Here is a 21,427-nt window from a genome sequence, read left to right as displayed (position 1 = left end):
TTAAACTATAAGCCTAAAACTGCCTTCGCAATAATATTTTTTTGAACTTCTCTAGAACCCCCATAAACGCTAGCAGCTCTTAGATTTTGATAAGATCCAGCTATGGTTAAATATGACTCATGTCCTATAGCTATTGTGTTAGAGCCATAGCTTGTGTCTTGAAAAGCATTTCCATAGTAACCGATAATTTCCAAGGCTAATTCAGAGATATCCTGTTGAAGATCTGCTCCCAGATTTTTCATCATAGAAGATTCAGGACCAGGTCTGCCCCCATCTTTCATTGCCGAAAGACCTCTTAGCTCTGTGTACTGAACTGCCTGAGCACGAATTTCCAGATCAGCAAATTTTTGTAGATATTCCGAAGAACTGATTAGATTAATCCCTTCATCTCCCTTTATATTCTCAGCTAATTTCTTAGCAAAATTGATGGCCTTAAAGGCTCTAGCAGAAACCACTCCTCCACCTCTTTCAAACTCTAGAAGGTACTTAGCTACTGTCCAACCTTCTCCTTCCTCACCTATTCTGTCGGTTATTTTAGCTTCAGCATTATTAAACACAACTTGATTAACATCATGATCTTTAGCAAGAGTTATAATTGGTTCAACTTTTATACCAGGTTGGTCCATATCTACCATGAGAAATGTTATACCAGCTTGAGGTTTATTTTGGTTATCAGTTCTGACAAGACAAAATATTTTATTTGCGTAGTGCGCATGAGTAGTCCAAATTTTTGTACCGTTAATAATATATTTATCATCTTTTACTTCCGCTTTACATTGTAAACTTGCTAAATCAGAACCTGAACCTGGTTCACTGTATCCCTGACACCAATAATCCTCTCCGCTTATCATTCTTGGAAGATAATAGTCTTTTTGTTCCTTAGTTCCATAACCTAGTAAAACAGGCCCCAACATAGCAAGACCCATGGGAATAATGGAGGGTGCTTCAGCTTCAGCGAGTTCTCTAGCAAAAATATACTTTTGAGCTGGATTCCAATTTGTTCCACCATATTCTTCTGGCCAGGAAGGAACCAGCCAACCTTTCTTGGCAAGGATAGATTGCCATTCAAGAGCAACTTCTTTTTCAGGGAAAACTGCACTAGATTTCTTAGCTGCTGACACGAGGTGAGCAGGTAGTTCGGTTTTAAGAAAATCCTTAACTTCTTTTTGAAAAGCTAATTCTTCTTGATCAAATTTTAGATCCATTATTTTAAGACTCTCCCATGATTTGTTTTTGAAAAGTAGAAAGATCAAAATAATCTCTCCACTTAATTATTTTACCATCTTTAATTTCAAAAGTTCCCATAACTGGAAGACTAATTTTACGACCATCTTTATAGTTAAAATTATCAACTCTTTCAGTGAGCACTACACCTCGATTCTCAGCTATGAATAAAAGTTCCCAAAATATAGATTCACACTCTGAAAGACTCCTAAGAAAACCAAGAGCTGCTTCTTTACCTTGGAGCGGTTCCATGGGAATATTATGATATAAAACATTTTCATCCAAACTTTCAGATATCGAATCAAAGTCCATTTGATTCCAGGCTGCTATAAAATCGGTTATAACTTTGGAATTAGACATATATTTTCTTAAATTCTATCAAAAGTAATTGGAATTTCTTCAAGTCCTCTTAATAAGATATTTGGCATATATTTTAACTCTTCGGAATCAGTAGCTAAACTAAAATTTTCTAACTTATTAAACAACATTTCCCATCCATTTTTCATTTCTTGTTTTGATAGTAATTGACCAATGCAGACATGAATACCAAATCCAAAGGCTATATGTGATCTTGCATTTTCTCTAGTAACATCAAACTTCAAAGGGTCATCAAATACTTCTTCATCATGATTTGAAGAGAAGTACTTTAAAAGCATTTGACTTCCAGCTGGGATGGACACTCCTCCAAGCTCAGTATCCTCTTTAGCAATTCGCCACATATTTGAAGTAGGAGTTGCTAATCTTAAAGATTCGTCAACGAAATTAGTTATCAATGATCTATCATTTTTAAGAATATCTTGTTGATCTTTATGCTGACAAATCTGCCTCATTCCCTCTGCTAGCGTAGCCGTAGTTGTTTCATTACCGGCAACAAGAAATTGAGTGCAGAAAGAGATGCATTCTTCTATGCTTAGTTCTCTTTCATCTTCATATCTCGCTGAAGCTATTACTGTTAATAGATCTTCTTTAGGACTTTTCCTTCTAGCTTTTATTTCTTCAGCAAAAAAAGCATGTTGATCAGCAACTCCATGATGGGCTGCTATTAGTTCTTCCTCATTAGCAACTCCCGATAGAGCCGTGACAGAATCAACAGTCCATTTGAAGCAATCATCAAATCTTTCCAATGGAATTCCTAAAACATGAAGTATTACTGATAATGGAAGAGGTCTAGCAAAAGATTCAATAAATTCGCATTTACCTTCATCAGCAAATTTATCTATTTGTTTATCTGCAAAATCTAAAATCCATCCTTCGTAGGCAGCAATTTTTTCTGGTATAAAGAAGTCTTTAACCAAAGATCTGTATTTTTTATGCTCTGGATCATCTATCGTTAGTAAAGTTCCTTTTCCCATGTTTGCTTGTCTTTTCATGGCCTCCATGACAGCAGGAGGATGAGAGCTTGTTTCTGAATTAAGCCCAAATTCATTAGAGAAGACATCCTTCTTCCTAGCGGCTTCTTTTACTAACTCATACTTAGAAACTAGAAAAATACCAGTATCCCCATCTTGATAAACAGGAGCTTTGTCTCTCAGCTCTTGATTGTGATGATAAGGACATTCTAGAATTTCTTTATCAAAGAGTTTTAACTCACTAAGCGGTTTTGATTTATCTATGTAATTAGTAGCCATATTATATCCTCTTAATTGTAATAATTTATCCTATAGGTAAAGGTCTAATAGGATCTTTACCGTCCCAATTCTTATGACTTTCTACGAATAAATCAAATACTGCTTGAGTACCAGGATTTTCTTCATAAAGTTCTATATGCCCACCAAGATCTTTCTCTGCATCTAAAAAAGCTACTCTAGCTGAAGTGGAAAAAGCTGTTGTTTCTTCGTAACCTAAACCAGTAAGTCTGTTGTACTCTTCTTCATAATTAGGAACAAATATAGCCCAATGATGGAATCCTTCTTCATCCTCTGAGAACATATCTCTAAATGTAGATGGCCCCTGATTGTGTTGAACCATAAATTCTATTTGGACATCTCCTGATTGAGCAAAAGCAAAAGTCATATCTAATTCACAAGGTTCTCCTTTATATGTAACTCCCTCAGGTTTAAGGTTCTCCATGATCCAGAATGGGCCTGCTCCATGGGCTTCTGCCCATTTCAAGCAATGGTTATTTAAGGAATCCATATCTTTGCACATATAGGCATATTGAATTATGTTATGTTGTATAATTTTCATTATTTTTTCCTCTTCTTCCAAATGGTATTTTAACTATTCTAGATTGACTATAATATATAAAAAAAACAGTGTTGTTTGTTTTTTTTACTATGGGCTATCATACAACAACTTATAAACTAAAATTTTAAGTTATATATTCGGTTAAGAGGATAAAGAATGAAAAAGGAAGATTTAGATATAGTAGCTAAAAAGTTACTGAGTCTTGTAGAAGGAAAAACTACAACAATGGCAACTAATGAAGAGGCTCCATTTTATGTAGACATTGATACTTACACAAATACAGAGCTTTTTGAAAGAGAGAAAAGAATGTTATTTAAAGAAAGGCCTTTGCTGATGGCTTTTTCTAATGATCTTCCAGGAAATGGAGATTTTATAACTAATGAAGATACAGGTATTCCAATTCTAATAACCAGAAATTCACAAGGTATAATTAGAGCTTTCTTAAATGTCTGTCGTCATAGAGGGGCAAGGTTGGAAGACGTTTCATGTGGAAAAAAACCGAGAGGATTTGTCTGTCCTTATCACGCTTGGAAATATGATCATGATGGCAATTTAACCTCTATTTATGGAGAGGAAACTTTTGGAGAAATAGATAAATCTTCTCATGGACTGACTGAATTAGTAGCCGAAGAGAAGTACGGTATGATCTATGTTAGACCAACTCCTGGACCTTCAATGAGTATTGATGATATTTTAGGTGATGAGCTAGGTCCTCAATTGGGTACTTGGGATTTGGGTAATATGCATTTAGTTGATAGACAAATCTTTACCATGCCTACTAACTGGAAATTAGCATTAGATACTTTTTGTGAAGGATATCATTTTGGGCCCCTTCATGCAGAAACGATAGGTGACTCCACTTTCAGCAATCTAATGACCTATGATAAATATATTTATAATCATAGAGTTGGATTTGCTAATAAAACAATCTTAGAATTAAATAATGTACCAGAATCAGAATGGGATTCGCTGCAACATTTTCAGTTTGTTTATTTTTTATTTCCAAATGTAATCATATTAGTTAGTCCTGATTATATAAATTATTTTGAATTGTACCCAGGAAAAGAAGTGAATAATCATCTGACAAGGTTCTCTCTGTATAAAAGGTCTCAAATGACAACCGAAAAAGAAAAAAGAGAAGCTCAAGAGCAATATGATTTTATATATAGTGTAGTTGAAAAGGATGATTATTGGGTGAGCGAGAATGTAATGAAAGGTTTTAATTCTGGTTTGCACCCGCATTCTATTTTTGGTAAAAATGAATTATCTTTAATTTATATGCACCAATCTTTTCGAGATGCTGTAGGCCTTGATCCAGAGGATGTAGAATTAAAAAGAGTTAAATAAATATGGAGGAAAAGATGCCAAAATTGGATGGCAAGATAATCTTAGTTACTGGAGCTGCAAGAGGTATCGGCGAAGCATGTGTTACTAAGTTGTTGCAGGAAGGGGCCAAAGTCGTGGCAACCGATGTTGATGAAAACCTATTATCAAAGTCTATCTCTAATTGGACGGATAAATATTCAGAATCCATACGTGGATGCAAATTAGACGTAGCTTCTGAAGAAGAGTGGAATGAAGTGATTGCTGAAATAGAGCTAACAGAAGGCACTTTACATGGTTTAGTTAACAATGCTGGGATAGTTAACCTAAAACCTATAGAAGACCTAACTTTAGAAGAATTTAATCAAACTCAAGATATTAATCTTACAGGAAATTTTATAGGTATGAAGTTGGTAATTGATCTTATGAGAAGAAAAAATAATTCAACGGGAAGTATTGTAAATATGTCTTCTTTATCTGGTTTAACAGGCACTTTGTATTGTGGTGCTTATAGCGCTAGTAAAGGTGGAAATAGACTGCTAACTAAAGCAGCTGCTTTAGAAATAGGTGCTAAGGGAGAATTTATTAGAGTAAATAGTATGCATCCAGGGGTGATTATGACTCCAATGCAGACAGAGCGAGAAGGAAGAGAAGAAATTTGGGAAGGAATTAGAAAAACAATACCTACTGGTAGGTTAGGTGAAGGAGAAGATATTGCAAATGGGGTATGTTTTTTATTATCAGATGCGTCCAGTTTTATGACTGGAGCAGAATTAACAATAGACGGAGGCATGAGGGTAGCTTTACCTGGAACAAGTTATAATGAGTAATCTAAATAATAAAGTAGCCATAGTAACGGGGGGCACTTCTGGAATTGGTAGGTCATGCTGTCAAGTTTTAGCAGAACAAGGTGCAAGCATAATAGTGACTGGAAGGAATCAAGAAAGAGGAGTCCAGACAATTGATTTGATAAGAGAAGCAGGCGGAGAAGGATTGTTTTTTGAACATGATATTTGCTCTCAAGAAAGTTGGGTTGAGTGCATTGAATTTACTAAGAAATCATTTGATCATATCGATATATTAATAAATAATGCAGGAGCTTTTTTAATTAAGTCAATTGAAGAAACTTCAGTTGATGAGTTTAAATCTCTTATTAAAACAAATGTAAATAGTGTATTTTTAGGCATGAAACATGTAATGCCTGAATTGGATAAAGCAGGGGGAGGGGCTATAGTCAATGTTTCTTCTTTAATGGGTGTAGTAGGTCTCGAAGATGGAGCTGCTTATTGTGCTAGTAAAGGAGCTATATGCGGCATGACCAGATCTGTAGCTCTTGAGGCAGCTGCAAACGGCAGAAATATCAGAATTAATACAATGGTACCTGGAGTTATTTGGACTGAAATGTTGGCTGAAGCTTTTGGAGAAGATGAAGAATTAAAAACAAACTTAATGAATTTAAATCCAATGAAAAGAATGGGACAACCTACTGATATAGCTCAAGCTATATTATATTTAGTTTCTGATGAATCTTCATTTGTCACAGGCACTGAATTAATTGTTGATGGTGGTCGCGGTGCTGGAGCGAGAGGGGCTTAAAATAAAAAATAAAGGAGATAAAATGGCTAGGTTTGAAGGAAAGTTTGCAGTAATTTCAGGTGGAGCTTCTGGAATGGGTGCTTTAACAGCAAAGAAATTTATTGAAGAAGGAGGGTCGGCTGTAACTATAGATATTAATGAAAGCGAAGGAGAGAAGATCGCAGCTGAAATAGGAGAAAAATGTGAATTTTTTAAAGTAGATGTTACCAAACAGGAAGATTGGGATGCTTTAGAAGGACATTTAGGGGAAAGGTTTAAAACGATAACGACAGTTGTAAACGCTGCTGGTATTAGCGAGCCCGCAACAATAGAAGATGAAACTTTAGAGCACTGGAATAGAACTCATGCAATCAATGGTACCTCAGTCTTTTTAGGTTGTCAGTTTGCAGTCAAGGCAATGAAGGAAGCAGGCGGTTCTATTATTAATTTTTCTTCATCTTTAGCAACAAGACCAAAATCTTTTGTCTTAGCATATAACTACAGTAAGGCTGGAGTTCTTTCTATTACAAGGACAGTGGCCCTGCATTGTGCAGAGTTAGGCTATAATATTAGGTGCAATGCAGTCCAACCGGGAGCTATTAATACACCCATGGTACAAAGGTATCTAGATGCTGCAGAAGATCCAGAAGTCCAATTAAAAGAGTTTGCAGTTCAACATCCTATGAATAGGATTGGCGAGCCAGAAGAAGTAGTTTCAGCAGTTTTATTTCTAGCTTCTGACGATTCTTCATATACAACAGGTGATTCTATTTCAGTTGATGGCGGAGTTATAGCAATTTAAGTGGACGCCTTATTCCAAAAAATAATCGATAGAGAAATACCGGCTGATATTATCTATGAGGATGATCTAAGTTTAGTTTTCAAGGACATTAATCCTATTGCTCCAATTCATTTATTAATAATCCCTAAAAAACAAATAGCAAAAATAGCAGATGCAGAAGAGTCAGATCAAGATATTTTAGGGCATCTTATGTTGGTGGCTGGAAATGTGGCTAGACAGTTAGGAGTTGAAGAAGCATTTCGCTTGGTTGTTAATAATGGAGAAGGAGCTCAGCAATCTGTTTTTCATCTTCACATCCATTTGCTTGCTGGAAGAGAATTTAATTGGCCTCCTGGCTAACTTAATTCTTTGATGCTTCTCTTGGTCACATGAAAATCTTCAATTCTTGATTCAATTGACTGAGTTAGTTGGAAATTATTTCCAACTAACTCTAAAGCATATCTTAAGTGCTTGATTGCTTCATCATACCTTCCTCTTAAAGAAAAATATTCAGCTCTCGATCGATGTAAATTAATTGTATTTCTTGATAATCCTTGTATTTCAGCTAACCAATACCATACATGTAAATCTGTAGATCTTTTGGTTAAAAGGTTCTTTAATACCCCTTCAGCTTCTTCGTAGTCTTGGCTATCCATTAGTATTCTTGCATACAACATAGATAGGGGATAATTATCTGTATTTGTAGCTAACAACTCTTTCCCTAGAGCTTTAGCTTCTAATAAATGTCCAGCATTGAAATGAATTTCTAAAAGACTTGACTGGAGAATGAGGTTTTTTGGCTTTAAATTGAGAGACAATCTGATCATTTCAAGTGCTTCGTTATTTTTACCATCTCTAGACAGGGCCAAAGCTAGTCCATAGTTATATATTACTTTTTCTCTTTCAGATTTTGATTTTCTAACTGCTTGCTTGTAGTAGGTTATAGATTGCCTTAAATTACTTGAGAAGTGAACTCTTACCCTTTGTTTGATTAGATAGTATTCCAAGCTATCATTGAAATTTCGGCTTTTGATTTTATTGGCTCTATTTTGAGAATCACTAATCCTAGACTTTGTGACTGGATGAGAACGAAGAAATTCAAGGCTATCTCTACCACTTAATCTGCTGATGTCTTGAAGTTTTCTAAACATATTTGGCATACCTTCAGGATTAAATCCTGCAGAAGTTAAGTTTAAAAACCCTATCCTGTCAGCTTCTTGTTCATTACTTCTACTATAGGCTAATGCTTGCTGAGCTAAAATTTGTTGTCCTGCCATAACTGCATCAGGACTTGAAGCTGCAGCTACTGCAATACTCGCCAGGATAATAAAGGCATTTGCTAGTCCTCTTTCTTGTTGTCTTTGCAAGTTTCTTGCGAAATGTCGTTGACTTAAATGTGCTAATTCATGAGACAAAACAGACACTAATTGAGCTTCCGTTTCCGCTTGATTTATTAATCCTCCGTTAACTCCTATGACACCGCCGGGTGCTGCAAAAGCATTGATAGTATTTTGATCTATTAGAATAAGTTCCAACCTTCTATCCTTAAGTTGGCTATATTCTGACAATCTGTATAAAAGATGTTCTAAATAATCTTGAGTTATCGAATCTTCAATTTGAGGAATGCCATTACGCATTTGGGCTAACCAAAGTCTACCTAACGAATATTCAGTGCTGAGAGAGATTGCTGAAGAAGAAGCGTCTCCTAAAGAGGGCAGTTTCTCTTCTTCTGCACTAATCAAGTAAATAGAACAAAATGTTAGAATTATGTAGCTAAGAATTTTTCTATTTGATGGCATGGATAGTTACTAGAGGAGGTATAATTATTATGTATAGTTAAGTAGACTATTTTTTTTAAAAATAGTTCTGCATTATTATGCGATTAACAACATGAAAAACGCAACTATTTTAGATTTAACAGGATTAGAATGCCCTTTACCTTTGCTAAAAACAAAAGTGGCTTTAAATAGTCTTGAGTCAGGAGATATTCTAGAAGTAACTACCTCTGATCCAACTTCATGGGATGATTTTACTGTTTTTACTAAAATAAGTGGTAACCTACTTGTAGAAGCAAATAAACTAGAAGACAAGTATCTTTTTAAAATAAAAAAATCGTAAATATGGGTACATTATTAAACAACATCATTAAAAAAGTTTTTTTTAATGAAGAAACTGTAATTTTTGCCCTTCTTTTATTGTCTTTTTTCTTACTTTTATTCCTCTTCGGCAATGTATTAATGCCTATTCTCATAAGTGTTGTCATAGCATTTTTATTAAATGGCCTTGTTACCTGGCTTTCTTCTATAGGCCTTAAAAGAACCTGGGCTTTAATCTTTTCTTTTTTTGTTTTTTTTGGATCATATGCTGCTGTTTTCTTTCTCCTCCCTTTGATAGGATCTCAAATTAATTCTTTGCTGAATTCATTACCTTCTATTGTGAATTCTTTTCAAGATAGTCTTATAAATTTATCAACTTCTTATCCGGATATTATTTCTCCAGAAGCTGTGAGTTCTTTTTTAGCTAATCTTACTAATCAAGTAAACACGATTCTATCGCAAGCATTATCTCAACTTGCTGGCACAATATCCTTTGCCTTTAATGCAGTTCTTTATGCAGTCCTTATTCCATTAATGGTTTTTTTCTTTGTTAAAGATAAATCCATTCTTTTACCTCTTATATCAACTGTTCTTCCCAAAGATCATAGATTGCTTGATGATATTTATATAGAAATGAATGAACAACTTTTTAATTACGTAACAGGCAAATCTATAGAAATTATTATTATAGCAATAGTTAGTTACATAGCTTTTAGCTTCCTTAATCTACCTTACGCAATACTTTTAGCAATCTTGGTAGGTCTTTCAGTAATAATACCTTTCTTTGGTGCCATCCTAGTAACGATTCCAGTTTTATTGATAGGTCTTGCTGAATGGGGAGTGACTGATCAATTTTATTGGTTGTTATTTATCTATCTTTTAATCCAAATTTTAGATGGGAATCTTTTGGTGCCTTTATTATTTTCTGCAAGAAATAATCTTCATCCAGTGATTATCGTTGTAGCTGTATTATTTTTTAATGGCATTTGGGGATTTTGGGGTCTTTTCTTTGCCATTCCTCTAGCAACTTTTGTAAAAGCTATAGTTAATTCTTGGCCTAAAAATAATAATTTAAATTTAGATTCATAATTCATCCAGAGAATTTAGCACTTCTTCTGCATGACCAGTTACTTTAACCTTTCTCCATTCTTTCCTTAGTTTTCCATTTGCATCTATCAAGAAGGTACTTCTGTCTATTCCCATATATTTCCTTCCATACATACTTTTCTCTTTTATTACATCATACTGATTACAAATCTTTTCATCTGGATCAGAAATTAAATCAAAGGGAAAAGATTCTTTAGACTTGAATTTTTCATGAGATTTAATTGATTCTCTTGAAACTCCAAAGATAACGGTATTTTTTTTAGAAAATTTAGAGAATAAGTCTCTAAAATTTTGACCCTCGGTAGTACAGCCAGGAGTGCTATCTTTTGGATAAAAATACAGAACTACATTTTTTCCTTTTAAATTATTTAAGTTAATATCTTGATCTCCAGTGCACGGCCCTTTGAATATAGGGGCTTTATTTCCAACTTTAGGTGTTGCCATCATTAGTCCTTTTGAATAAAAAACATATAATATTATTAAAGCAATGAATTACAATGTCATTTATAAATATTTTATAACTTATTTACTTATTTTATAATTTAAAAACTAATTAAAATGCAATCATTAAAAGGTGCTATTGTAGCTTTGGTAACTCCGATGGACGAGAATGGAGATATAGAGTGGGAAACTTTATTTCTATTAATTGATATGCACGTTAAAGCTGGAATCTCAGGAATTGTTCTTGTAGGAACAACTGGAGAGTCGGCAACAATCGATATGGTAGAGCACATTCAAATAATTGAGAAATGTGCAATGCACATAGATAAAAGAATAAATTTAATAGCAGGAACCGGTGCTAATTCTACTAAAGAAGCTTTGTATTTAACATCCTCAGCATTAGAAGCTGGAGCGGATGCAGTTTTACTAGTAACTCCATATTATAATAAGCCAACACAGGAAGGCTTGTATGCTCATTATTCTGAAATAGCGGAGAGTGTTGATATAAAACAGATATTATATAATGTTCCCTCGAGAACTGGGTGCGATTTGGTACCAGATACAGTAGCAAGACTTTCAAAACATGAAAATATAATTGGATTAAAAGAAGCCTCTTCTGAACCAACAAGAATAAACTCCTTAATACAAAAAGTTGAGTCAGTTGTTGAAGACAATTTCCTCTTATTTTCTGGTGATGATTTAACTGCTATAGACTTTATAATAAAAGGCGGGCATGGGACTATATCAGTCACCGCTAATATAGTTCCTGAAATAATAGTTGAATCAACCAAAGCAGCCCTTGAGGGTTCAAATGTAGATTTAGCACTAAAATTAAATTCTAAATTAGAAAATTTAAATAAATTATTATTTATTGAATCAAACCCAATTCCTGTAAAATGGGCTTTAATGAGGATGGGAAAAATAGGAACTGGAATTAGGCTACCACTTACACCATTAAATAAAGAATTTACTTACGAGCTAGAAAGCGAGTTAAAAAAATTAGAGTTAATATAGGACTTAAATATGCCAAATAAGATAATTTATTCTCTTTATTGCCTCGGTGTTTTTTCTTTGTCTTCCTGTAGTCTTTTATTGGATGATCATAGAAATGATTATTTACAGGAAAGTCAAATAGACGAACTTAAACTAAAGGATGAAGAAAATCCTGGAAGTATTGTTGATTTTTATCCTATACCGAATGACAAAGAATTAAATCTACTAACCTATGATGTGCCGCAGCCAGAACAATTTTTTTCTTCTGGAACTACTAATGAGATAAGGCTTCATAAGTTGGGAGAACTTAGATGGGTATATATTGAGAGCCTTCCTAGTAGCATATGGCCACTTATGAAAAATTATTGGACGCAATCAGGTTATGGGATTTCATTTGAAAATCCTGATACAGGCATAATTCAATCTGAGGAAGTTGATGTTCAGGGAAATACTACTAGGTTAGAAATGAAATTAGAGCATGGCATTCGTCAAGCAAGTTCCGAGATATTCGTGAAACATTCTGCCCTAGATGATTCAGGTCAAGAATTAAGAGTATCAACTGAGGAGAATCTAGAAGAATCGATATTGAGAGGTGTTTTGGATTACCTTTCAGATAGTTCAAGACAGAAATCAGGAACATCTTTAGTAGCTTTAAATTTAAATATTGGGAAGAAAGCAACCCTAAGAAAAAGAAATGATGGTGAAAGTATTATTCAAATGAATTTAGAATTTGCTAGAGCTTGGGCTGCAGTAGACAGAGCGTTGAAGGAGGCCTTAATTTCTGTTTACGATTTAGATAGAGAAAATGGAATATTTTACGTAAACTTTTCTAAGAAAAAGGAGGCAGGCTTTTTAGGAAAGTTATTTAGATCTGATAATAGGAGCGCTACAAGATCTTTCAGAATTTCTGTTGAAGAAATTGCCAAAGAAAAATGCATTGTGACTATCTTAGATATAGATAAAGAATTAGAATTATCCAGAGACTTATTATCAGAAATCAATCAATCACTTTCTTAAGTTATGAATCTTATAGAAAAAAACTTAATATCTTCAGGTAAAGCAAAATCTCTTTATACAACAGAAGACCCTGATGAATATATCATGCACTTTAGGGATGATACTTCGGCCTTTGATGGTAAGAAGATAGAAAGCTTACAAGGCAAAGGAGAGACAAATAATTTATTTAATGCTTTTGTCATGGAGAAGTTGGAAAGGGCATCTATAAATACTCATTTTCTAAAAACTTTATCAAATGTAGATAGTCTGGTAAAAAAACTTGATATGTTGCCTGTAGAATGTGTTATTCGTAATATAACGGCAGGTAGTATTTGTAAAAGATTAGGCCTTAATGAGGGTGAAACTCTAGAAACTCCATTATTTGAGTTCTTTTATAAAGACGATGCTCTTGGTGATCCTCTTATTAATGACCACCATATTTTAATTTTTAACTGGGCAAATCAAGATCAGATTGAAGAAATGAAGAGAATCACTTTTGAAGTAAATGAGGTACTTAAAAAACTTTTCTTAACAGGGGACATGCTCCTTGTAGATTTTAAAATAGAGTTTGGAATGCATAATAATCAGCTTATTTTAGGTGATGAATTTACACCAGATGGCTGCAGAGTTTGGGATGTAGAAACTAGAGAGAAATTAGATAAAGATAGATTCCGTCAAGATCTAGGTGATGTTGTTGAATCTTATGCAATTATTGCTAAGAGGTTGGGTTTAGAAATATCTTAGTTTTATTTTAATTTTTTATTTAATTCTTGTAAGGCTTCGTTGCCAGGGCACAAGTCATCTTCTTTTAGAGCATTGAGAGGTTTATCAGTTATATCAAGTATTTCTTTTAAGTCTTTTGACTTAGGGTTAATATAAAGTAAACCGGTTAAAATCTTATTTTCCTCTTGAGCAATTTGCATTTTATTAAGGGCATTGATCTTATCTTGCGGATCGTAGTTTATAGATAATTTTTCAAGGTTAAGTAAAGATCCATCATGTAGTTTTACCTCTTTAGATTGACCTTCAGAATACTGAACTGTGATTTCTTCTCCCAAGGGAACAAAATCTGGTTTACTAACGGCTTCGTTGTGTTGCCTTACATAGTCATAACTTTTAGTAGACGTATTATGATTATTGAATGTAACACAAGGAGAGATTATATCTATGAAAGCAAAACCTTTATGTTGCATAGCTGCCTTAAGAAGGGGCACTAGTTGTTCCTTATCTCCTGAGAAACTCCTAGCGACAAAGCTTGCACCAAGCTGAACCGCCATAACAGGGAGGTCAATGGCTGGAAATAGATTGTCATCTCCATATTTACTTTTTGATTCCAAATCATTGGTTGCTGAGAATTGTCCTTTTGTCAGGCCATAAGTTCCATTATTTTCTACTATATATACTGCATTCAGTTGTCTTCTAGCTGCATGTACGAATTGCCCCATTCCTATGGAAGCAGAATCTCCATCTCCAGAGACGCCTAGATATGTAAGTTCATGATTTGCTAGGCAAGCTCCAGTCATGACTGAGGGCATTCTTCCATGTACTGAATTAAATCCATGGGCTTTGTTTAAAAAATAATTAGGAGCTTTAGAAGAGCACCCTATGCCTGAAAGTTTTGCCACTTGATGACCATGGATATTTAATTCAAAACAAGCATCAACAATGGCTGCACTAATTGAGTCGTGTCCGCAGCCCGCGCAAAGGCTAGAAACAGCACCCTCATAATCTCTCCTGGTAAGACCTAAGTCATTTACAGGTAAATTAGGATGATGATTAATTGGTTTAACTATATAAGTCATTTTTATTTCCCAGACACAGCTAGTTGTTCTGAATTAGATAGCAAGTAATCTCTTATTTTACTTGAGATAAGGTCAGCCGTTATTGGTTGCCCATCATAACAAAGTATAGAAACTAATTTTTCTGCAGATATTCCGCCTTCTGCCATAATCAGGGTTTTCATTTGGCCGTCTCTGTTTTGTTCTACCAAGAAAATTAAATCATGGTCTTCTATAAATTCCCAGACTTCTAGATTAAAAGGAAAGGCTCTAATTCTCATTCCATCTAATTGAATATCCATGTCTTGTAAGGTATCTAGCGCTTCTTGCATAGAGACATCTGTGCTTCCAAAGTAAATTACGCCAAGATTACTATTATTTTCCTCTTGATTGAATAAAGGTCCGGGAACAAACTGGGAGGCAGTTGAGAATTTTTTAACTAATCTTTTTAAATTTTCTGCGTTTATTTTTCCATCTTCTGTATATCTTGCATACTCATCATGGGAAGTGCCCCTAGTAAAAAATGCTCCTTTATCTGGATGAGTTCCAGGATAAGTTCTATAGGGAATTCCGTCGCCATCTACATCAAGATATCTTCCAAAATCTTCTAATTCATCTAGATCTTCTTTTGATAAAACTTTTCCTTTATTATAATTTTTTGAATCATTCCACTCTAACTGCTTAGTAGACCAATCATTCATACCAAGGTCTAGATCTGACAGAACTATTATTGGTGTCTGAAGTTGATCTGCCAAGTCAAAGGCTGTTGCAGAAAATTCAAAACATTCTTTAGGGTTTGATGGAATCAATAAGACATGTTTTGTATCACCATGAGATGCATAAGCACAAGACAAAATATCTGATTGTTGAGTTCTTGTTGGCATCCCGGTAGAAGGACCTCCTCGTTGAACATCAAAAAGAACTAGAGGGATTTCTGCAAAATAGGCTAAACCAAGGAATTCACTCATTAAAGAAATTCCTGGACCGCTTGTTGCAGTAAAGCCTCTTGCTCCATTCCAATTTGCGCCTATTACCATGCCAATAGCAGCAAGTTCATCTTCAGATTGAATGAAGGCATAATTATTCTTTCCTGAGATTGGGTCTTTCCTGAATTGTTCTGAATACTTAGCAAAGGCTTCTGGTAAAGATGTAGAAGGAGTAATCGGGTACCAGCTGCAGATGGTAGCTCCACCATAGACACATCCTAGGCCGCTTGCGTCATTACCACTAATCAAAATCATATCATCTGTCTTATTTCTCTTTTCTATTTTTATATTACAAGAAATCAAGGAATCTTTGATGTGATCATGCCCTAACATTAGGGCGGTAATATTTGGTTCTATTAGTTTCTCTTTGCCTTGAAATTGCTCTGAAATTAGACCTTTATAAACCTCAATATCTATATCAAGAAGAGCTGCAAGGGCTCCAACATAAACAATATTTTTAAATAGTTGTCTTTGTTTAATATTAGTAAATTTTTCTTGGCACATTTTAATTATTGGTATGCCAATAACATTTATATCAGTTCTATCAAAATTTCTTTCCCAAGAGGAATCATAAATTAGATACCCCCCAGGAATTAACTCTTTAATATCTTGATTGTAAGATTGAGGATTCATGATAACGGCGATATCAACACCATCTCTTCTACCTAAATATCCTTTTTCATTAACTCTTACTTCAAACCAAGTAGGCAGTCCTTGAATATTTGAGGGAAAGATATTTTTTGGACTTACTGGAATGCCCATTCTAAAAACACCTTTAGCAAACATTTGATTTGCTGAGGCAGAGCCAGAGCCATTTACATTTGCAAACTTAATTACAAAATCATTTATTATTTTACTTTCACTCATTGGTATGCTTTTGCTTCTTCATAAAGATATGTTTGCATGTCCCATGCTCCAGTTGGACATCGCTCTGCGCATAGTCCGCAATGCAGGCAAACATCTTCGTCTTTAATCATGACTCTTGCAGTAGGAAGTTCCTTTGAAACCAGAATATCTTGGTCTAAATTAACCGCTGGTACTCTTAGGTTTTTTCTGACATCTTCTTCAGTTCCATTTGCAATAAAATTTATACAGTCAGTTGGGCAAATGTCTACACAAGCATCGCATTCTATACAAAGGCTTTCAGAAAAAGCAGTTTGGACATCACAATTTAAGCATCTTTGAGTTTCTTCAAAACCCATTTGTTTATCAAACCCTAATTCTACTTCTACTTTTAAGTCTTTTAAGGCAATAGCTGGATCTGCATGAGGAACGATAAATCTTTCAGCTTGTGAGATATCATTATGATAGGACCATTCATGGACACCCATTTTCTGACTAATTAAACTTGTTCCTGGTTCTGGTCTATCTTGAAGATCTTCACCTCGACAGAATTTATCTATAGATATAGCTGCTTGGTGTCCATGTGCTGCAGCCCAAATGATATTTTCTGGACCCCAAGCTGCGTCACCTCCAAAAAAAATCTTTTCATGTGAAGATTGAAACGTAGTTTTATCTACGTTAGGCATATCCCACTCTCCAAATTCTATTCCGATATCTCTTTCTATCCAATTAAAAGCATTATCTTGACCTATAGCAATTAAAACATCGTCACACTCAATAATAACTGGATCTTCACCTGTAGGAATAAGAGATCGTTTACCATTACTATCAAATACTGCTTTTACTTTTTCAAATTCCATACCAATTAACTTACAATTTTCAACTAAGAATTTTTTTGGAACATGATTATCTAAGATAGGTATTCCTTCTCCCATGGCATCTTCTTTTTCCCATTCAGATGCTTTCATTTGTTCAAATGGACTTCTAACTGTAACAGTAACGTTTTCTGCGCCTAGTCTCAGTGAAGATCTACAACAATCCATAGCTGTATTACCTCCTCCAAGTACAATAACTTTCTTACCAATAGATTTAGTATGTTCAAAAGCTATACTTGTGAGCCAATCTATTCCAATATGAACATTAGCATCAGCTTCAATTCTACCCTCTATTGATAGATCTCTACCTTTAGGGGCACCAGTGCCAACAAATATTGCATCAAAATCTTCATTTAATAGAGCCTTCATACTGCTAATTTCAGTATTAAATCTTACACTTACTCCCATATCTAAGATTTGTTCTACTTCTTCGTTTAAGACCTTTTCTGGAAGTCTAAAAGAAGGGATATTAGTTCTCATTAAACCGCCTGCTTGAGGATCTTTCTCAAACAAAACACATTCATAGCCTAAAATTCTTAGGTCTCTTGCAACAGTAAGTGAGGCTGGCCCTCCTCCTATTAAAGCTATTCTTTTACCATTATTTTCTCCTGCCTTAGGGAGTAAATTTGAGATATCATCTCTATTATCAGCCGCAACTCTCTTAAGTCTACATATTGCAACCGGCTTTTCATGAGTTCTTGTTCTTCTGCAGGCTGGTTCACATGGTCTATCACAAGTCCTTCCTAGAATCCCTGGAAATACATTAGATTCCCAATTAATCATATAAGCATCTGTATAGTTTCCTAGAGCTATTTGTCTTATATATTCAGGAACAGGTGTATGAGCAGGACAGGCATACTGACAATCTACAATTTTATGATAATACTGAGGGTCAGATAAGTCAGTAGCAGGTAAGTATTCTTGAACATCTGCTGATAACTTATCATTTGATAAATTATTATTTTTAGCGACTTTTATTTTTGATTTAAGCCTTGAAACAACTTCCTCTCTTAGTAAATGAGCTTGATTAATATCATGAGTTGATAATGATTCTCTAAGGTCATAACCTAATTTTGATTTAAGAGTTCTAGGAACGGCAACTTTAACCCACCAAGTATTATGTCTTTTAAAAAGGTATTTTGTATCCATATTATAAATAAAAAATATTTAACTAGAGTTCTAAATAAGTGTATGGTACATAAAAAACCTGATAAATCCAAATTATAAAATTAAAATTATAAACTGATTAAATTTTGTACAGGTACATGTACCCTTTATTTATGAAAAAAGTAATTATTGTACAATTATTATACAGGTACATATACATGTACATGTACCCTGTAGAAGATTAAATAGGATGAGATTCATTCTCATTAAAGGTACAAATAATTGTTGATAAGTTTAGTCAGGAATATATAATCGCATTCATAATAATTAAAAAACTTAATGTACTTAACTACAAAAGGTAAATACGCTGTTACGGCCATTTTAGATATGGCCGCACATCAGCCAAGAAATTCATTTACGTCTATATCTGAGATTTCAGTTCGTCAGAATATCCCCCTACCATATTTAGAACAAATCTTTAGAATTTTAAGGATATCAGGTATTTTAGAAGCAGCTAGAGGCCCTAAAGGTGGTTTTAGACTTGCTAAAAATCCTAATAAAATTTCAATAGGTCAGATAGTTTCGAATTTAGAAAATAAAATGGATGCTACTAGTTGTAAAGGATCTGGTAATTGTAACCAGGGTATGTCGTGTCTCACTCATGGCTTGTGGTCTGACTTGAATAAGAACGTTGAAAATTTTCTTTATTCTAAGACTATTACTGATGTTCTTCTTTCTCAACATACCAAGTCTGTTATAGATAGGCAATTTAATTTAAATAAATTAATAGCTAGAGGATAAGTAAATGAGATTACCAATATATTTTGATTATGCTTCCACTACTCCAGTAGATCCGAGGGTTATAAATAAAATGCAAGAATGTCTTTCGTTAGAAGGTAACTTTGGCAATCCTGCTTCTAGATCCCATATTTTTGGTTGGAAGGCTGAAGAAGCTGTTGAAGAGGCTAGGTCTAGTATTGCAGCTCTAGTAAATTGTGATCCCCGAGAAATAGTTTGGACTTCAGGAGCGACTGAATCAGACAATCTAGCAATTAAGGGAGCAGCTAGGTTTTATAAAGATAAGGGCAATCATATTATTACTTCAAAGATAGAGCACAAGGCTGTCTTAGATACTTGTCGTCAATTGGAAAGAGAAGGATTTGAAGTAACTTACCTTGATCCAGATTCAAATGGAATTATCTCACCAGAACAAATTAATAAAACAATAACTGATAAAACAATATTAGTTTCGCTAATGCATGTAAATAATGAGATTGGTGTTATAAATGATATTAAATCAATTGGAGAGATCATTAGAGAAAAAGGAATAATCTTTCATGTAGATGCAGCTCAAAGTACAGGAAAAGTAGACATAGACTTACAGTCTCTCAAAGTCGATTTGATGTCCTTTTCTTCACATAAGACGTATGGCCCTAAAGGAATTGGAGCGCTTTATGCAAGTCGAAAACCTAGAATTAGACTTGAAGCCCAAATCCATGGTGGTGGACATGAAAGAGGTATGAGGTCAGGAACTCTTCCTACTCATCAAATAGTTGGCATGGGAGAAGCTTTCAAAATAGCAAAAAAGGAGATGAAAGAGGAAAACATCAAAATAAAAGAAATGAGAGATCGTTTTTGGAAAGAATTGCAAGATATTGAAGAAGTTTACTTGAATGGAGATACAGATCAGAAAGTAAGTGGTTTTATGAATGTTAGTTTTAACTTTATAGAAGGAGAGTCCTTAATGATGGCTTTAAAAGATATTGCTGTGTCATCTGGTTCCGCTTGCACTTCTGCAAGTTTAGAGCCATCTTATGTGCTTAGAGCATTGGGCATGAAAGATGAATTAGCCCATAGCTCAATAAGGTTTGCCGTTGGGAGGTTTACGACAGATGAAGAAATAGATTACACCATAAATCTAGTAAAGACTGCGGTTATTCAGTTAAGAGAACTATCTCCTTTATGGGACATGTATAAAGATGGGGTAGACCTAGATTCTGTAGAATGGGTGGCCCACTGAAAATAATGTATAATTAATATAGGAATAATTATGGCTTATAGTAAAAAAGTAGTAGATAAATTTGAGAAAACTCTGTCTAACCCAGAAGGATCTAGTGTTGGTAAATGGGATCCAAAAGAAAAAGATGTAGGTACAGGCATGGTTGGAGCTCCAGCTTGTGGAGATGTTATGAGACTACAAATAAAATGTGAATCTATGAATAACTCAAATGTAATAAAGGATGTAAAGTTTAAAACTTATGGATGTGGTTCAGCAATTGCATCCTCCAGTGAGCTTGTAGACATGCTTGTAGGAAAGACGCTTGAGGAAGCAAGAGAGATAAAAAATAAAGATATTGCTAATGCTTTAGATTTACCACCTATCAAGATTCATTGCTCAGTTTTAGCAGAAGACAGCATTCATAAGGCAATAGAGGATTACGAATCTAAGATATAAATTAATGAGTAGTTCTTCGCCAGTATCTTTTGATCCAAACAGCTTTTCATTAACTGATACAGCTGTAGATCATTTCTCAAGCAGTCTTGCTAATAAAGATTATTTAGGAGTAAGGTTTTCTGTACTTGAAGCTACAGGCTGTTCTGGTTATACATATGAATTGGATTATGTGAATGAGAAAGGTCCTGAAGATGTTATTTTTACCTTTGAAGGTGTTTCAGTTTACATAGACAAAGACTCTTTTAAGTTTCTTAAAGGAACGAAGATTGATTTCTCAGTTGACGGAGCCAATGAAGGTCTTAAATTCTTAAATCCTAATGTAAGCGCAGTTTGTGGCTGCGGTGAGAGTTTCGAAGTAGATACATAACTCTATCCTAAATGACTGTAATCAAAGTAAAGCCTCATAAGGAGCTTTGTCCTGATGGAGCAGTTCTTGAAGCAAAACCAGGCCAAACGGTAGCAGAAGTCCTTTTAGAGAATGACGTAAAGATAGAACATGCTTGTGAATTATCTTGTGCTTGCACAACTTGCCATGTGATTGTGAGGAAAGGTTTTAATTCGTTAGATTTTGCCAGCGAAGAAGAGGAAGATATGCTTGATAAGGCTTGGGGCTTAGAAGCGGAATCTAGGCTTAGTTGCCAAGCAGTAGTTGAAAGTGAT

General features: G+C 34.5%; 24 protein-coding genes. 15 read left to right on the top strand and 9 right to left on the bottom strand.

The window, feature by feature from the left end:
- Positions 1–5 precede the first annotated feature (5 nt).
- The 4 genes from P8J93_01620 to P8J93_01605 are packed head-to-tail and all read right to left on the bottom strand — an operon-like array spanning position 6 to position 3,411.
- Entirely contained in the window at positions 6–1,205 is a 1,200-nt protein-coding gene (locus P8J93_01620; GenBank protein MDG2060497.1) for an acyl-CoA dehydrogenase family protein, read from the bottom strand.
- Positions 1,206–1,209: 4 nt separating this feature from the next.
- Positions 1,210–1,584: a limonene-1,2-epoxide hydrolase family protein gene (locus tag P8J93_01615; protein MDG2060496.1), complete on the bottom strand. Its 375-nt coding sequence runs from the start codon at positions 1,582–1,584 to the stop codon at positions 1,210–1,212.
- 8 nt (positions 1,585–1,592) lie between these two features.
- A complete protein-coding gene (locus tag P8J93_01610) occupies positions 1,593–2,852 on the bottom strand; it encodes a cytochrome P450 (GenBank protein MDG2060495.1) in 1,260 nt (419 codons plus the stop codon).
- A 25-nt stretch (positions 2,853–2,877) separates the two neighbouring features.
- Positions 2,878–3,411: a VOC family protein gene (locus P8J93_01605; protein MDG2060494.1), complete on the bottom strand. Its 534-nt coding sequence runs from the start codon at positions 3,409–3,411 to the stop codon at positions 2,878–2,880.
- Positions 3,412–3,567: 156 nt separating this feature from the next.
- Here P8J93_01605 and P8J93_01600 point away from each other — a divergent pair, with 156 nt between their 5' ends.
- The 5 genes from P8J93_01600 to P8J93_01580 are packed head-to-tail and all read left to right on the top strand — an operon-like array spanning position 3,568 to position 7,450.
- The gene (locus P8J93_01600; GenBank protein ID MDG2060493.1) at positions 3,568–4,758 is read left to right on the top strand and encodes an aromatic ring-hydroxylating dioxygenase subunit alpha; all 1,191 of its coding nucleotides are present in this window, start codon (positions 3,568–3,570) and stop codon (positions 4,756–4,758) included.
- Between the two features lie 14 nt (positions 4,759–4,772).
- Positions 4,773–5,564 (top strand): SDR family oxidoreductase, encoded by a 792-nt coding sequence (locus P8J93_01595; GenBank protein ID MDG2060492.1) that lies wholly within the window; start codon positions 4,773–4,775, stop codon positions 5,562–5,564.
- Positions 5,557–6,330, top strand: coding sequence for a glucose 1-dehydrogenase (locus P8J93_01590; protein MDG2060491.1), 774 nt, complete (start codon positions 5,557–5,559; stop codon positions 6,328–6,330). The genes P8J93_01595 and P8J93_01590 overlap by 8 nt, the downstream gene beginning before the upstream one ends.
- 22 nt (positions 6,331–6,352) lie before the next feature.
- On the top strand, positions 6,353–7,111 hold the full coding sequence (locus P8J93_01585) for an SDR family oxidoreductase (protein MDG2060490.1): 759 nt from the start codon (positions 6,353–6,355) through the stop codon (positions 7,109–7,111).
- Positions 7,112–7,450 (top strand): histidine triad nucleotide-binding protein, encoded by a 339-nt coding sequence (locus P8J93_01580; protein MDG2060489.1) that lies wholly within the window; start codon positions 7,112–7,114, stop codon positions 7,448–7,450.
- On the opposite strand, the gene P8J93_01575 is transcribed toward P8J93_01580, so the two are convergent.
- Entirely contained in the window at positions 7,447–8,889 is a 1,443-nt protein-coding gene (locus P8J93_01575; GenBank protein ID MDG2060488.1) for a M48 family metalloprotease, read from the bottom strand. The genes P8J93_01580 and P8J93_01575 overlap by 4 nt on opposite strands.
- A 91-nt stretch (positions 8,890–8,980) precedes the next feature.
- On the opposite strand from P8J93_01575, the gene P8J93_01570 reads away from it, so the two are divergent.
- Together P8J93_01570 and P8J93_01565 are read left to right on the top strand one after the other, a co-directional pair.
- Positions 8,981–9,208 carry a sulfurtransferase TusA family protein gene (locus tag P8J93_01570; GenBank protein ID MDG2060487.1) on the top strand — a complete coding sequence of 76 codons (228 nt, stop codon included), beginning with the start codon at positions 8,981–8,983 and terminating at the stop codon, positions 9,206–9,208.
- Positions 9,209–9,210: 2 nt separating this feature from the next.
- The gene (locus tag P8J93_01565) at positions 9,211–10,275 is read left to right on the top strand and encodes an AI-2E family transporter (GenBank protein ID MDG2060486.1); all 1,065 of its coding nucleotides are present in this window, start codon (positions 9,211–9,213) and stop codon (positions 10,273–10,275) included.
- On the opposite strand, the gene P8J93_01560 is transcribed toward P8J93_01565, so the two are convergent.
- Positions 10,270–10,737: a peroxiredoxin gene (locus P8J93_01560; protein MDG2060485.1), complete on the bottom strand. Its 468-nt coding sequence runs from the start codon at positions 10,735–10,737 to the stop codon at positions 10,270–10,272. The two genes, P8J93_01565 and P8J93_01560, sit on opposite strands and share 6 nt — an antisense overlap.
- A 114-nt stretch (positions 10,738–10,851) precedes the next feature.
- Between P8J93_01560 and dapA the strand changes: the two genes are divergently transcribed.
- The 3 genes from dapA to P8J93_01545 are packed head-to-tail and all read left to right on the top strand — an operon-like array spanning position 10,852 to position 13,467.
- Positions 10,852–11,748 (top strand): 4-hydroxy-tetrahydrodipicolinate synthase, encoded by an 897-nt coding sequence (gene dapA, locus P8J93_01555; GenBank protein ID MDG2060484.1) that lies wholly within the window; start codon positions 10,852–10,854, stop codon positions 11,746–11,748.
- Between the two features lie 9 nt (positions 11,749–11,757).
- On the top strand, positions 11,758–12,744 hold the full coding sequence (gene bamC, locus P8J93_01550; GenBank protein MDG2060483.1) for an outer membrane protein assembly factor BamC: 987 nt from the start codon (positions 11,758–11,760) through the stop codon (positions 12,742–12,744).
- A 3-nt stretch (positions 12,745–12,747) separates the two neighbouring features.
- Entirely contained in the window at positions 12,748–13,467 is a 720-nt protein-coding gene (locus tag P8J93_01545; GenBank protein MDG2060482.1) for a phosphoribosylaminoimidazolesuccinocarboxamide synthase, read from the top strand.
- A gap of 2 nt (positions 13,468–13,469) precedes the next feature.
- Here the strand turns inward: P8J93_01545 and P8J93_01540 are convergent, their stop codons facing one another.
- The 3 genes from P8J93_01540 to P8J93_01530 are packed head-to-tail and all read right to left on the bottom strand — an operon-like array spanning position 13,470 to position 18,354.
- Positions 13,470–14,525: a 2-oxoacid:ferredoxin oxidoreductase subunit beta gene (locus tag P8J93_01540; GenBank protein MDG2060481.1), complete on the bottom strand. Its 1,056-nt coding sequence runs from the start codon at positions 14,523–14,525 to the stop codon at positions 13,470–13,472.
- A gap of 2 nt (positions 14,526–14,527) precedes the next feature.
- Positions 14,528–16,354, bottom strand: coding sequence for a 2-oxoacid:acceptor oxidoreductase subunit alpha (locus P8J93_01535; protein ID MDG2060480.1), 1,827 nt, complete (start codon positions 16,352–16,354; stop codon positions 14,528–14,530).
- Positions 16,351–18,354 carry an FAD-dependent oxidoreductase gene (locus tag P8J93_01530; GenBank protein ID MDG2060479.1) on the bottom strand — a complete coding sequence of 668 codons (2,004 nt, stop codon included), beginning with the start codon at positions 18,352–18,354 and terminating at the stop codon, positions 16,351–16,353. The genes P8J93_01535 and P8J93_01530 overlap by 4 nt, the downstream gene beginning before the upstream one ends.
- Before the next feature lie 297 nt (positions 18,355–18,651).
- Between P8J93_01530 and P8J93_01525 the strand changes: the two genes are divergently transcribed.
- The 5 genes from P8J93_01525 to fdx all read left to right on the top strand — a co-directional run.
- Complete coding sequence (locus tag P8J93_01525; GenBank protein ID MDG2060478.1) at positions 18,652–19,113, top strand: Rrf2 family transcriptional regulator; 462 nt, start codon at positions 18,652–18,654, stop codon at positions 19,111–19,113.
- 4 nt (positions 19,114–19,117) lie between these two features.
- The gene (locus tag P8J93_01520) at positions 19,118–20,332 is read left to right on the top strand and encodes an IscS subfamily cysteine desulfurase (GenBank protein MDG2060477.1); all 1,215 of its coding nucleotides are present in this window, start codon (positions 19,118–19,120) and stop codon (positions 20,330–20,332) included.
- 30 nt (positions 20,333–20,362) lie between these two features.
- Positions 20,363–20,767: an iron-sulfur cluster assembly scaffold protein gene (locus P8J93_01515; protein MDG2060476.1), complete on the top strand. Its 405-nt coding sequence runs from the start codon at positions 20,363–20,365 to the stop codon at positions 20,765–20,767.
- A gap of 4 nt (positions 20,768–20,771) precedes the next feature.
- Positions 20,772–21,134 (top strand): iron-sulfur cluster assembly accessory protein, encoded by a 363-nt coding sequence (locus P8J93_01510; protein ID MDG2060475.1) that lies wholly within the window; start codon positions 20,772–20,774, stop codon positions 21,132–21,134.
- An 11-nt stretch (positions 21,135–21,145) separates the two neighbouring features.
- On the top strand, positions 21,146–21,427 hold a 282-nt coding region (fdx, locus tag P8J93_01505; protein MDG2060474.1), incomplete at its 3' end, for an ISC system 2Fe-2S type ferredoxin.

It is taken from the genome of SAR86 cluster bacterium (genome assembly GCA_029268615.1).
Lineage (GTDB): Bacteria > Pseudomonadota > Gammaproteobacteria > Magnimaribacterales > Magnimaribacteraceae > JAQWNM01.
Note: the sequence above shows the minus strand (reverse complement) of the source record. Positions and strands in the feature narration are given on the sequence as shown.

Coding starts and splice junctions, on each gene's coding strand:
- P8J93_01620 (MDG2060497.1), bottom strand. CDS start 1,205: ATGGATCTAAAATTTGATCAAGAAGAATTAGCTTTTCAAAAAGAAGTT.
- P8J93_01615 (MDG2060496.1), bottom strand. CDS start 1,584: ATGTCTAATTCCAAAGTTATAACCGATTTTATAGCAGCCTGGAATCAA.
- P8J93_01610 (MDG2060495.1), bottom strand. CDS start 2,852: ATGGCTACTAATTACATAGATAAATCAAAACCGCTTAGTGAGTTAAAA.
- P8J93_01605 (MDG2060494.1), bottom strand. CDS start 3,411: ATGAAAATTATACAACATAACATAATTCAATATGCCTATATGTGCAAA.
- P8J93_01600 (MDG2060493.1), top strand. CDS start 3,568: ATGAAAAAGGAAGATTTAGATATAGTAGCTAAAAAGTTACTGAGTCTT.
- P8J93_01595 (MDG2060492.1), top strand. CDS start 4,773: ATGCCAAAATTGGATGGCAAGATAATCTTAGTTACTGGAGCTGCAAGA.
- P8J93_01590 (MDG2060491.1), top strand. CDS start 5,557: ATGAGTAATCTAAATAATAAAGTAGCCATAGTAACGGGGGGCACTTCT.
- P8J93_01585 (MDG2060490.1), top strand. CDS start 6,353: ATGGCTAGGTTTGAAGGAAAGTTTGCAGTAATTTCAGGTGGAGCTTCT.
- P8J93_01575 (MDG2060488.1), bottom strand. CDS start 8,889: ATGCCATCAAATAGAAAAATTCTTAGCTACATAATTCTAACATTTTGT.
- P8J93_01570 (MDG2060487.1), top strand. CDS start 8,981: ATGAAAAACGCAACTATTTTAGATTTAACAGGATTAGAATGCCCTTTA.
- P8J93_01565 (MDG2060486.1), top strand. CDS start 9,211: ATGGGTACATTATTAAACAACATCATTAAAAAAGTTTTTTTTAATGAA.
- P8J93_01560 (MDG2060485.1), bottom strand. CDS start 10,737: ATGGCAACACCTAAAGTTGGAAATAAAGCCCCTATATTCAAAGGGCCG.
- dapA (MDG2060484.1), top strand. CDS start 10,852: ATGCAATCATTAAAAGGTGCTATTGTAGCTTTGGTAACTCCGATGGAC.
- bamC (MDG2060483.1), top strand. CDS start 11,758: ATGCCAAATAAGATAATTTATTCTCTTTATTGCCTCGGTGTTTTTTCT.
- P8J93_01545 (MDG2060482.1), top strand. CDS start 12,748: ATGAATCTTATAGAAAAAAACTTAATATCTTCAGGTAAAGCAAAATCT.
- P8J93_01540 (MDG2060481.1), bottom strand. CDS start 14,525: ATGACTTATATAGTTAAACCAATTAATCATCATCCTAATTTACCTGTA.
- P8J93_01535 (MDG2060480.1), bottom strand. CDS start 16,354: ATGAGTGAAAGTAAAATAATAAATGATTTTGTAATTAAGTTTGCAAAT.
- P8J93_01530 (MDG2060479.1), bottom strand. CDS start 18,354: ATGGATACAAAATACCTTTTTAAAAGACATAATACTTGGTGGGTTAAA.
- P8J93_01525 (MDG2060478.1), top strand. CDS start 18,652: ATGTACTTAACTACAAAAGGTAAATACGCTGTTACGGCCATTTTAGAT.
- P8J93_01520 (MDG2060477.1), top strand. CDS start 19,118: ATGAGATTACCAATATATTTTGATTATGCTTCCACTACTCCAGTAGAT.
- P8J93_01515 (MDG2060476.1), top strand. CDS start 20,363: ATGGCTTATAGTAAAAAAGTAGTAGATAAATTTGAGAAAACTCTGTCT.
- P8J93_01510 (MDG2060475.1), top strand. CDS start 20,772: ATGAGTAGTTCTTCGCCAGTATCTTTTGATCCAAACAGCTTTTCATTA.